Source organism: Escherichia sp. HH091_1A (genome assembly GCF_030295175.1).
Taxonomy (GTDB): Bacteria; Pseudomonadota; Gammaproteobacteria; order Enterobacterales; family Enterobacteriaceae; genus Escherichia; species Escherichia coli_F.
The window spans coordinates 3,233,624-3,245,464 of sequence record NZ_AP025747.1; the positions used below are offsets into that span (position 1 = coordinate 3,233,624).

The window sequence follows — 11,841 nt, forward strand, 5'->3', positions numbered from 1 at the left end:
ACAGTTAATAGTGTTTAGTGAACGTAGCTAAAAATAAAAGGCATCACGGTGGTAAATAATGCCGCTTTCGGCCAGGCTGGATTAATCGCCGTCAATTCAGCGCGAGCAGATTCGTATTGCGCAATCTCGCCTAATCCCGCAGCCGCCAGCATCGCCACCATCAGACATTTTTCTTTATGTTGCTGTTGTAAATCGCCATACAGCGATAACAAGTCAGGTTGCGAGACGGCAAAGAAATCCGCTTCGATACTGGTTTTCGCCATCTCTTGCGCCCACTGTTTCATTTCAATAAACAGTTGCTGTGCGGTTTGTTGTTCGCCCAGTAATCGCAGCGCCATCCCTTGCCAGAAGAGATAATCAACCGGCTGATCGTTGTAATAACTGTGGATGTTAATGGTGCGATCGCCGGTCGCCGCCAGACGTAAACAACGCGTCGCTTCAGTTTCATCGCCCTGCGCCTTGGCGCATATCGCCTGCCAGAACCAGATGTCGTTGTCAGTTTGCCCCGGTAAACGGCCTTCGCTTAAATTCTCCGGATAATGCAACGCGGCATGAAGCAGTTCGCTGGCCTGCTGCGGCTCTCTGGCATCAAGATGCTGCCAGGCGCGTAATAACTGGTTGAGGATAAACTGGCTGGTGACCTTCCCTTCCCCACCTTCCCACGGGTGGAATTTGCGCGTGGCGAGAATGTCCGCCGCTTTGTCTGCCTGACCAGTGAGATGCCACAAATTGAGCAATTCTGCGGTCATGTCATCACGCTTCAGGGCGATTTCCAGATTAGCTTCCAGACGCGCCAGACGTTTTTCTGGTGCAGCACCGGTTAGCTTATCCAGCAAATCCCGTTCAAAAAGCAGACGAGCATCCTGCGGCGCAAGCTGATAAGCACTATCAAGATAACGCGCGGCCAGTTCATAATCATGCTGCTTATTCCACGCATGGATTGCCAGCCCACGCCAGCCGTCGGCAAACTCCGGCGACATCTCAACGCAACGCTGCCATAAGGCAATGGCTTTGTTGTAACTGCGCTTGTTGTAGTAAAAGCAGGCCAGTAAATGACGGGCAAACCAGCACTCTTCAATACTCTCCAGCGCCGCAACCTCTTCCAGCGTATTAGGGAAACGGACAAACTGCGGGAAAACATCAATGGCTTTTGCGACCAGTTCGCCGCGTTCAGCTTTCGGCAGCAAACTGGCTTGCAGGTAAAGCGGTAGCGTGCGCTGACAGTCCAGTGCGTTCAGCATCTCTGCCGCCAGAGCGGGCATGCCCCAGTTAATCAGTTGCCCGGCGGTCATCAGGGCGTTAACGTCGCGTCCCTGACACAGACCTCGCCACTGTACGAGGGCAGATTCGCTACAACCATCGAACCAGTTCAGCCACCACAGAGTGGCGTTCAGCGGATAATCACGCAGCAACTTCTCTCGCTGCATACGCGCGTTGTCCTGACGACCACTTAACACCAGCAGCAGGTTATGCAGGCAAAGCACTTCCTGATTGGTTGGGCAGGCGCGAAGACTTTGTTGGCAAAAATCCAGACCCGCGTCGAAGTGACCATTACGCGCCGCCAGCCGTGCCAGACCATAATAGCCACCGGCTTTACTGTTTCCGCTCCAGACCGCACGCCAGAAATCCTCTTCGGCTTGTTGATATTGCCCCTGACGTTCGTAAGCACTGGCGCGAATCAAACTCGCCTGTCCGCACTGCGGGTTTTTGTTCAGCACATGTGCGCGTTTCAGCGCCTGAGTGGCATACGACACCGCTTGTGGGTAATCGGCGCGGTTATATTCCAGCATTGCCAACGCCAGGTTACAGCGATAATCCAGCTGATCCAGCGCCACACCGCGCAGGTAGTAATCGAACGGTGAACGGCTGGCATGATGATATTGCTCCAGATGCTGACCGATAAACCAGGCTTCATCTGTACTGGTAATGTCTTGTGCTGCCAGTGGCGCTTTGGCGACGTCCGGCAACGGCAACTCTTGCGGCTGATGTTCCTGATAACTCAGTACGATATTGCCGTCAGTATCGGAGAGTTCAATGGTTAGTCTGTCAGGATTGATACCATGCAACACGCCCTGAATGGCGTTCGCTGGTGTCAGAGCCACGGCATCGTCGAGTAACGCGTTGCATCTGCCGATTTCGCGGATCGCCAGCCGGTATCCGTTCAACGGGGAGATGGCATACAGCCCCCACTCAATCCCCCGCTCGCTACGCTGGAGTTTAATCACCGCATCGCGGGAGGCGTTTTGCACCATGCCCAGAGAATGATAAGGCAGGAAATACTGCTCGAAACGCTTCTCTTCGTAAGCATCAAGCCAGGTAAAATCGGGCTGGTTATCGGCAAAAATACCCGTCATCAGTTCGATATACGGGCCGTTATTGTCGGTCAGGCTCTTATCCCACGCCTGGCCGAATTCACTGTGTCCCCAGCTCCACTGTTTTTTACCTGGCGCGATGTGGTGGTTGGCAACGTGTAGCAAACCACCATCTTCATCGTGACACCATGCGCCAACAAAATCGTACTGCGATTTTTCGGCCATATACGAAGTCGGCACTGGCACATTTTTATAGCGAGAAATATCCACTCCGGCGGAGTAGTCCACTTTGTAGTAAGTGCCGGTAGCGATAGGGAAAGCTGAAACAGCCCGTTTGCCGTGATCAAACACCGCCGTTACATCCGGCGGGAAAACGCTCTGATGCCCTTCGCCACCTTTCACTGCCGGGTTGGCCCACCACAAGAAATGACGCGGCGTGGCATTGCCGTTATAGACGCGGCTGGCAATCTCCAGCGCCGCCCGGTCAGGGCGTAGTGTGAAACCGGTCATCACCTGTAAACCGTGCATCGGCTCCGTTTCGCCGACCCACACCGTCTGTGCGCCGTCTTCATGGGCTTCGAGGGTGAAATCAACGGGCATAAAGGTAGTCGGGCGATGGTGTTGTGGCCAGTTAAACTCAATCCCGCCCGAAATCCACGGCCCCAATAGCCCTACCAGCGCCGGTTTAATCACCTCATTGTGATAGACAAAATCGCGCTGTTTCACTTTATCCCAAGCGCGATGCACCCGACCGCCCAACTCCGGCAGGATCATCACTTTGATATAGTCGTTTTCCAGCCACACCGCTTGCCAGGATTTCAGGACTTTCTGCTCGCTCAGCGTATCGGTCACGCCGTAGGGATAAACCGCGCCGGACGATCCCTGATAAACGCGATTTTCCAGGAACATAGGGTGTATATCCTGCGGCCCGGTTTCATAAGTCGGGATCTCAACGCGCTCTTGCCACACTTTTACTGGAGTCATAGTGCCCTCAATATTAACAAGACATACTGAATTAAAAGATTTGTGGCAGTGTATTGAACAATCTGGCAATGTTTTCGCGGAATAATCACGCAATTAACTAAACAAGGTTTAGTGAAGATGAGAGCCTGCATTAATAATCAACAGATTCGCCACCATAACAAATGCGTGATTCTGGAACTGCTGTACCGGCAAAAGCGCGCCAATAAATCAACGCTGGCCCGGCTGGCGCAAATTTCAATTCCAGCGGTCAGTAATATTTTGCAGGAGCTGGAAAGCGAAAAACGGGTGGTGAATATCGACGATGAAAGCCAGACGCGCGGGCACAGTAGCGGTACATGGCTGATCGCGCCGGAAGGTGACTGGACGCTGTGCCTGAACGTGACGCCCACCAGCATTGAGTGTCAGGTCGCTAATGCCTGTTTAAGTCCGAAAGGCGAATTTGAATATTTTCAGATTGATGCACCGACACCGCAGGCTCTGTTGTCCGAAATCGAAAAATGCTGGCATCGCCATCGTAAACTGTGGCCAGACCGTACCATCAACCTGGCGCTGGCTATCCACGGTCAGGTTGATCCAGTGACTGGCGTGTCGCAAACCATGCCGCAAGCGCCGTGGACAACACCGGTTGAGGTGAAGTATCTGCTGGAAGAGAAGCTGGGCATTCGGGTGATGGTCGATAATGACTGCGTGATGCTGGCGCTGGCGGAGAAATGGCAAAATAATTCGCAAGGACGGGATTTCTGCGTGATCAACGTTGATTACGGTATTGGCTCGTCGTTCGTGATTAACGAGCAAATTTATCGCGGCAGTTTGTATGGTAGCGGACAGATTGGTCACACCATCGTTAATCCGGATGGCGTCGCCTGCGACTGTGGACGTTATGGCTGCCTGGAAACCGTCGCCTCGTTAAGCGCATTAAAAAAACAGGCGCGAGTATGGCTAAAATCACAACCGGTTAATACTCAGCTTGATCCTGAAAAACTGACTACCGCACAATTAATCGCTGCCTGGCAGAGTGGAGAACCGTGGATCACCAGCTGGGTTGACCGCAGTGCCAACGCCATTGGTTTGAGTCTGTATAACTTCCTGAATATCCTCAATATTAATCAGATTTGGCTGTATGGTCGCAGCTGCGCCTTTGGTGAGAACTGGCTTAATTCCATTATTCGCCAGACAGGATTTAACCCGTTCGACCGTGACGAAGGACCGAGCGTGAAAGCGACGCAAATTGGCTTTGGGCAATTAAGCCGCGCACAGCAGGTGCTGGGGATTGGCTATTTGTATGTTGAGGCGCAGTTACGACAGATTTGATGGCGCGATAACGTAACAAGGCTTCCCTAAGGAAGCCTTGATGATCACAAACGAAAAATTGCCTGATGCGCTACGCTTATCAGGCCTACACGGAGATTGCAATATCTTGAATTTGCAATAATTTGTAGGCCGGATAAGGCGTTCACGCCGCATCCGGCATGAACAACGAGCACATTGTCAGCAAATCACCGTTTCGCTTATGCGTAAACCGGGTAACGTGCGCAGATGTCGAGAACTTTACCTTTGATGCTCTCGATAACGGCTTCATCATTGATGCTGTCCAGCACGTCACACATCCAGCCAGCCAGTTCTTTCGCTTCGGCTTCTTTAAAGCCACGACGAGTAATCGCCGGAGTACCCACGCGAATACCGGAGGTTACAAACGGGCTCTTCGGATCGTTCGGTACGCTGTTTTTGTTGACGGTGATGTTAGCACGGCCCAGAGCGGCGTCAGCTTCTTTACCGGTCAGGTTTTTATCAACCAGATCAACCAGGAACAGGTGGTTATCAGTACCGCCGGAAACCACTTTGTAGCCGCGCTCCAGGAATACTTCTACCATCGCTTTAGCGTTTTTCGCGACCTGCTGTTGGTAAGTTTTGAACTCAGGTTCCATCGCTTCTTTCAGAGCAACCGCTTTACCAGCGATTACGTGCATCAACGGGCCGCCCTGACCACCAGGGAAAACGGCAGAGTTCAGTTTTTTGTACAGTTCTTCGCTACCGCCTTTCGCCAGGATCAGGCCGCCGCGCGGACCCGCCAGGGTTTTGTGAGTGGTGGTAGTCACTACGTGAGCATGAGGAACCGGGTTCGGGTAGACGCCAGCAGCGACCAGTCCCGCAACGTGCGCCATATCAACGAACAGGTAAGCACCGATGCTGTCAGCGATTTCACGCATTTTCGCCCAGTCAACCACGCCGGAATATGCAGAGAAGCCACCGATGATCATTTTCGGCTTGTGTTCTTTGGCTTGTTTTTCCAGATCGGCGTAGTCGATATGACCGGTAGCATCGATACCGTAAGGAACGATGTTGTACAGTTTACCGGAGAAGTTAACCGGAGAACCGTGAGTCAGGTGACCGCCATGTGCCAGGTTCATACCCAGAACGGTGTCGCCGGGTTCCAGCAGCGCGGTGTAGACCGCAAAGTTCGCCTGGGAGCCGGAGTGCGGCTGGACGTTAGCGTAGTCAGCGCCGAACAGTTCTTTCGCGCGATCGATCGCCAGTTGTTCAACGATATCAACATACTCGCAACCGCCGTAGTAGCGTTTGCCCGGATAACCTTCAGCATATTTGTTGGTCAGCTGAGAACCCTGCGCCTGCATTACGCGCGGGCTGGTGTAGTTTTCGGAGGCGATCAGTTCGATGTGCTCTTCCTGACGTACTTTTTCCTGCTCCATAGCCTGCCACAGTTCGGCATCATAATCGGCAATGTTCATTTCACGCTTTAACATCCGCATCTCCTGACTCAGCTAACAATAAAATTTTCGGCCTTTATAGGCGGTCCTGTTGGACAACGGCGAACAGTATAACCGAATCATTGTGCGATAACAGGTCTTGACAAAGGAATTTACGCAAACGATTACCTTCAGGCTGCGCAAGGCTTTGGAGAATAAAGAGCTTGCAACCGTAAACGGATTTCTTTTCAGGTTTGTGATGCAAATTTTTCACTTCATCACATTCTTCATGAAAAACACCAAAGAACCATTTACATTGCAGGGCTATTTTTTATAAGATGCATTTGAGATACATCAATTAAGATGCAAAAAAAGGAAGACCATATGCTTGACGCTCAAACCATCGCTACAGTAAAAGCCACCATCCCTTTACTGGTGGAAACAGGGCCAAAGTTAACCGCCCATTTCTACGACCGTATGTTTACTCATAACCCAGAACTCAAAGAAATTTTTAACATGAGTAACCAGCGTAATGGCGATCAACGTGAAGCCTTGTTTAACGCCATTGCCGCCTACGCCAGCAATATCGAAAACCTGCCTGCGCTGCTGCCAGCGGTTGAAAAAATCGCTCAGAAACACACCAGCTTCCAGATCAAACCGGAACAATACAATATCGTCGGTGAACACCTGTTGGCGACGCTGGACGAAATGTTCAGTCCGGGCCAGGAAGTGCTGGACGCGTGGGGTAAAGCCTATGGCGTACTGGCTAATGTATTTATCAATCGCGAGGCAGAAATCTATAACGAAAACGCCAGCAAAGCCGGTGGCTGGGAAGGTACTCGCGATTTCCGCATTGTAGCTAAAACACCGCGCAGCACGCTTATCACCAGCTTCGAACTTGAGCCGGTGGACGGCGGCGCAGTGGCGGAATACCGTCCAGGGCAATATCTCGGCGTCTGGCTGAAGCCGGAAGGTTTCCCACATCAGGAAATTCGTCAGTACTCTTTGACGCGCAAACCGGATGGCAAAGGCTATCGTATTGCAGTGAAACGCGAAGAGGGTGGGCAGGTATCAAACTGGTTACACAATCACGCCAACGTTGGCGATGTCGTGAAACTGGTCGCTCCGGCAGGTGATTTCTTTATGGCTATCGCAGATGACACGCCGGTGACGTTAATCTCTGCCGGTGTCGGTCAAACACCAATGCTGGCAATGCTCGACACGCTGGCAAAAGCAGGTCATAGCGCTGAGGTAAACTGGTTCCATGCGGCAGAAAATGGCGATGTTCATGCCTTTGCCGATGAAGTTAAGGAACTGGGGCAAGCACTGCCACGCTTTACCGCGCACACCTGGTATCGTCAGCCGAGCGAAGCCGATCGCGCTAAAGGTCAGTTTGATAGTGAAGGTCTGATGGATTTGAGCAAACTGGAAGGTGCGTTCAGCGATCCGACAATGCAGTTCTATCTCTGCGGCCCGGTTGGCTTCATGCAGTTTGCGGCGAAACAGTTAGTGGACCTGGGTGTGAAACAGGAAAACATTCATTACGAATGCTTTGGCCCGCATAAAGTGCTGTGATTTGAGGTTGCCGGATGGAGACATCCGGCAACCCTGACGCGGTTTAAATTGCCGCGTCGTCCTCTTCGCCAGTACGGATACGAATGACCCGTGCCACGTCAAAGACGAAAATTTTACCGTCACCGATTTTGCCGGTTTGCGCCGTGCGAATAATCGTATCTACGCAGATATCGACAATGTCGTCCGGCACGACAATCTCAATTTTCACTTTCGGCAGAAAATCCACCATATACTCCGCGCCGCGATACAGCTCGGTATGGCCTTTCTGGCGGCCAAAACCTTTCACCTCGGTGACCGTCATGCCGGTAATGCCGACTTCAGCCAGTGCTTCGCGGACATCGTCCAGCTTGAAGGGTTTAATAATCGCATCAATCTTTTTCATGCTATTCCTTGAAAAGGTCGCCTGTCTTTTGATCTGCTAAACGTAACACATAACGCCGATTCATTCCTTGAAATCGTTTGCATCCAGCTCGTGTCGGGAAAGCAGTTTATAAAATTCTGTCCGGTTGCGCCCCGCCATTCTCGCCGCGTGGGTGACATTACCTTTGGTGATTTGCAGCAGCTTACGCAAGTAGTTGAGTTCAAACTGATTACGCGCCTCAACAAAGGTTGGCAGAGCCGTATTTTCGCCCTCCAGCGCCTGCTCGACTAACGCATCACTAATCACCGGAGATGATGTTAGCGCCACGCACTGTTCAATCACGTTGACCAACTGGCGCACATTACCCGGCCAGCTCGCGGTCATCAGTCGTTTCATTGCATCGGTGGAGAATGCGCGGACAAACGGTTTATGTCGCTCTGCCGCCTGGCGCAATAAGTGGTTTGCCAGTAGCGGAATGTCTTCTGTGCGCTCCGCCAATGCCGGAATTTTCAGACTGACAACATTGAGGCGATAGTAGAGATCTTCACGGAATTCCCCGCGCGCCATCGCCTTTGGCAGGTCACGGTGAGTGGCGGAAATAATCCGCACGTCGATATCAATATCGCGGTTGCTGCCCAGCGGGCGCACTTTGCGCTCCTGCAACACGCGTAGCAGTTTGACCTGCAACGGTGCGGGCATGTCGCCAATCTCATCGAGAAACAGCGTACCGCCTTCCGCCGCCTGGAATAAACCTTCGCGATTGCTGACAGCGCCAGTAAACGCGCCACGCGCATGACCAAACAGCTCGGACTCCAGTAATTGCTCGGGCAATGCGCCACAGTTAATAGCAATAAACGGCTTGCTGTTGCGCGGGCTGGCGTTGTGGATCGCCTGGGCAAAAATCTCTTTCCCGGTACCGCTCTGACCGTTAATCAAAACGCTAACATCTGACTGCGCCACCAGCCTCGCCTGTTCCAACAAGCGCAACATTAACGGACTACGAGTGACAATCGCCTCGCGCCAGCGTTCGTCGGTAGTGGGAGCTGATTGCTCCAGAGCATCGTCAATTGCCTGATACAGCGCGTCTTTATCGACAGGCTTGGTGAGGAAACTGAACACGCCCTGCTGTGTCGCGGCAACCGCATCGGGAATGGAACCATGGGCGGTAAGAATAATTACCGGCATTCCCGGCTGCACTTTCTGGATTTCGGCAAACAACTGCATACCGTCCATTTCATCCATCCGCAGGTCGCTGATGACTAAATCTACTTTTTCGCGATTCAGTACCCGCAATCCTTCAGCTCCACTTTCTGCCGTGACCACGCTGTAGCCTTCGCTGGTCAGACGCAAGCCAAGCAGTTTCAGCAATCCAGGATCGTCATCGACCAGTAATAAATGCGCAGGCTTATGGCTCATCAGGAGTGACCTCATGGGTAGATGGCGCGGGATTTTCACTCTCGTGCGGCGTATCCGGCGAGAAATTGCCAGCCGGTTTGCGGGTCGAGAGCTGACGTTCAATATCGGTCAGATTTTCCAGCTTGCGGGTGGTGAGCTCCAGTTGCTGCTGTAGAACGTGATGTTGCTGGCGCAAAGTATCCAGTTCGCTGTCGCTGGACTGCTGGAGTTTGCTGTAGCGTTGGCGCTCTTCCGCCAGTTGCAGTTGCAGCGCCTGACCGTCGCGCCAGAGTTGATACAGTGGGCGAACCTGTGCCGGGATCTCGGTACTTAACGCATCAATGCGCGCGACCAGCTGGCGGCGCTCATAAGGCGTAATTTTGGCGTCGGCGAGCAAAATCCCTTGTTTGAAGGTATTTTGCCAGCTGCCGTCGTCATATTGGCGGGCTTGCTGACGCGACTGCGCAGGCATTAAACGATCAGCACAATCCATCGCCCGCAGCCAGTAAAGCGGATTGGTTTCAGTTGACTTACCTTGCAGTGCCCAGATGTCGCTGCATTCAGTAGAAAGATAGTCAGCCAGTTGATAAACCGGAATTTTTTCTTCTGCTGGCGCATCAATAGCTGGCTTATTGTGACTCTGCACGCAACCCAGCAATGCCAGACATGGCAGCCCTGCCAGCCATAGCCGTCGGGGCAATAATCGTTGAAAAATGTGTCGCATATTCACCAGACTTAAAACCTATCCCAGTGGGCGTAATTGTTGCAGGCAGTTTGGACATGGACAGCGCGGAGAAACCGGAGCGTACACGTAGTACGTAAGGATTTCGAGCACTGCACGAGGCCAAACTGGCAAATAAAATAGCCTGATGGGATAGGCTCTTAACATTATTTCGTGTTTTTCGACGACGGTAATTCAATGCGGAAGCAAACCTCTTGCCCGCTCTCGTCGACCAGATACAGTTCCCCCTGCATACGGCGAATACAATCCCTGGCAATGCTTAATCCCAGACCGCTGCCCTTCACCGCCCCTTTTCGCTGGTGGCTTCCCTGAAAAAAGGGTTCGAAGATCATGGCGCGTTCCTCTTGCGGAATGGGTGTGCCCGTATTGATGACATCAATATAAACCCGCGCGCCATGTAAACTGCTGCGAAGGCAAATGTTACCGGATTCAGCCCCGTAGTGCACCGCATTGGAGTAAAGATTATCCAGTACGCTCATCAGCAGCATTGGCTCCGCCAGGCAAGCTGTTGCTTTGAGATCGACGTCGGTATGCATCATTTTAGCCCGTGCGGGCAGGCTATGAGCAGAAACCACCATTTCCACCAGCGGTGCCAACTCTACACTCTCCAGTTCCACTGCACCGTCCGCCTGTTTACGGTTGTAATCAAGCAGTTGTTCGATCAGTTTTTGCAAATTGCGGCTGCTGCTATCAAGGATGCTCACCACCTCTTTTTGCTCGGGCGTAAGCGGCCCGACAACCTGGTCAGCCAATAATTCAGTGCCCTCGCGCATACTCGCCAGTGGCGTTTTTAATTCATGAGATAAATGTCTTAAAAATTGATGGCGTTGGGATTCCAGCCATGACAGGCGCTCACTTAACCAAAGAATACGTTGCCCAACCGAGCGTAACTCACTCGGTCCACTGAACGAAACGCTATTGCCCAGAGAACGCCCTTCCCCCAGACGGTTGATCATCCGTTCAATATTTTTCACCGGGCCGATAATCATCCGCGTGAAGAGCAGCACCATCACCAGACTTACCAGAAATAACACCAGCGATTGCCAACCAAAATATTGCCCACGTTCGGCGATTTCACGCTGAAGCTGCTGTCCGCGAGAGAACACCACTGTGCGCGTGGCCTGTACCATTTCGGTATTGGCGCTGGCAAAAGCTTCCAGACGCGCGGCGGCGGCAGCATCGGGACCGCTGTTGTTACACTGAAGTTGAGCCAGATTGTTCAAGTCCTGACGCAATGCCTGGTATAGTTTATCGTCCGGCAGTACGCCTGCGTGGGCATCGAGCATTTCGCTATAACGCTTGCGCTGGCTTTGATAAACCTTCGCCAGGGTTGGGTCATCCAGCACGCAATACTGACGGTAGCTACGCTCCATCTCCAGCGCCGCGTTGGTCATCGCTTCACTGCGCCGGGCATCAATAAGCGTAGTGCGGTTAACCAGCGCCGCCTGATCGCTAAGCGCATTCAGGCTTTGCCAGGCTTGCCATGCCAGCACCAACAGGGGCAGCAGAATCAGCAAAAATGCCAGCATTACCAGTTGTCGTAATGAGCGGGGAAAAACGGGCCAGCGTTTCAAGGTGTTACTCTCGTCAGACGCGAATAGCCTGATGCTAACCGAGGGGAAGTTCAGATACAACAAAGCCGGGAATGACCCGGCTTTGTTATGGAATAAGGCGGTGCCTAACTCGACGTTTCGCCCGAGGGTTGATATAGCTAAGCTGATATCAGAAGTTGGACGGCAGGCACCTTGTTGTGCGTCATTCGAATTT

General features: G+C 52.5%; 8 protein-coding genes. 2 read left to right on the plus strand and 6 right to left on the minus strand.

Annotated elements, in window-relative coordinates:
• Positions 1–14: 14 nt before the first annotated feature.
• Positions 15–3,296, minus strand: coding sequence for a DUF5107 domain-containing protein (locus tag QUF14_RS16260; protein WP_100733756.1), 3,282 nt, complete (start codon positions 3,294–3,296; stop codon positions 15–17).
• Positions 3,297–3,413: 117 nt separating this feature from the next.
• Between QUF14_RS16260 and QUF14_RS16265 the strand changes: the two genes are divergently transcribed.
• Positions 3,414–4,607 carry an ROK family protein gene (locus QUF14_RS16265; RefSeq protein WP_001354820.1) on the plus strand — a complete coding sequence of 398 codons (1,194 nt, stop codon included), beginning with the start codon at positions 3,414–3,416 and terminating at the stop codon, positions 4,605–4,607.
• A 197-nt stretch (positions 4,608–4,804) separates the two neighbouring features.
• Here QUF14_RS16265 and glyA read toward each other — a convergent pair whose 3' ends face one another.
• Positions 4,805–6,058 carry a serine hydroxymethyltransferase gene (gene glyA / locus QUF14_RS16275; protein WP_000919162.1) on the minus strand — a complete coding sequence of 418 codons (1,254 nt, stop codon included), beginning with the start codon at positions 6,056–6,058 and terminating at the stop codon, positions 4,805–4,807.
• A gap of 327 nt (positions 6,059–6,385) precedes the next feature.
• Between glyA and hmpA the strand changes: the two genes are divergently transcribed.
• Complete coding sequence (gene hmpA, locus QUF14_RS16280; protein ID WP_000883134.1) at positions 6,386–7,576, plus strand: NO-inducible flavohemoprotein; 1,191 nt, start codon at positions 6,386–6,388, stop codon at positions 7,574–7,576.
• A 43-nt stretch (positions 7,577–7,619) separates the two neighbouring features.
• Here the strand turns inward: hmpA and glnB are convergent, their stop codons facing one another.
• The 4 genes from glnB to qseE form a co-directional block, all read right to left on the minus strand.
• A complete protein-coding gene (gene glnB / locus QUF14_RS16285) occupies positions 7,620–7,958 on the minus strand; it encodes a nitrogen regulatory protein P-II (protein ID WP_000717691.1) in 339 nt (112 codons plus the stop codon).
• Between the two features lie 60 nt (positions 7,959–8,018).
• The gene (gene glrR / locus QUF14_RS16290; protein WP_012599921.1) at positions 8,019–9,353 is read right to left on the minus strand and encodes a two-component system response regulator GlrR; all 1,335 of its coding nucleotides are present in this window, start codon (positions 9,351–9,353) and stop codon (positions 8,019–8,021) included.
• Positions 9,343–10,056: a two-component system QseEF-associated lipoprotein QseG gene (qseG, locus tag QUF14_RS16295; protein ID WP_001215869.1), complete on the minus strand. Its 714-nt coding sequence runs from the start codon at positions 10,054–10,056 to the stop codon at positions 9,343–9,345. The genes glrR and qseG overlap by 11 nt, the downstream gene beginning before the upstream one ends.
• A 164-nt stretch (positions 10,057–10,220) precedes the next feature.
• Entirely contained in the window at positions 10,221–11,648 is a 1,428-nt protein-coding gene (gene qseE / locus QUF14_RS16300; protein ID WP_001353026.1) for a two component system sensor histidine kinase QseE/GlrK, read from the minus strand.
• Between the last annotated feature and the right edge of the window lie 193 nt (positions 11,649–11,841).

Bases quoted from the DNA above. Each gene is read 5' to 3' on its own strand.
- glrR (WP_012599921.1), bottom strand. From the start codon at position 9,353: ATGAGCCATAAGCCTGCGCATTTATTACTGGTCGATGACGATCCTGGA.
- glnB (WP_000717691.1), bottom strand. From the start codon at position 7,958: ATGAAAAAGATTGATGCGATTATTAAACCCTTCAAGCTGGACGATGTC.
- QUF14_RS16260 (WP_100733756.1), bottom strand. From the start codon at position 3,296: ATGACTCCAGTAAAAGTGTGGCAAGAGCGCGTTGAGATCCCGACTTAT.
- qseG (WP_001215869.1), bottom strand. From the start codon at position 10,056: ATGCGACACATTTTTCAACGATTATTGCCCCGACGGCTATGGCTGGCA.
- QUF14_RS16265 (WP_001354820.1), top strand. From the start codon at position 3,414: ATGAGAGCCTGCATTAATAATCAACAGATTCGCCACCATAACAAATGC.
- glyA (WP_000919162.1), bottom strand. From the start codon at position 6,058: ATGTTAAAGCGTGAAATGAACATTGCCGATTATGATGCCGAACTGTGG.
- hmpA (WP_000883134.1), top strand. From the start codon at position 6,386: ATGCTTGACGCTCAAACCATCGCTACAGTAAAAGCCACCATCCCTTTA.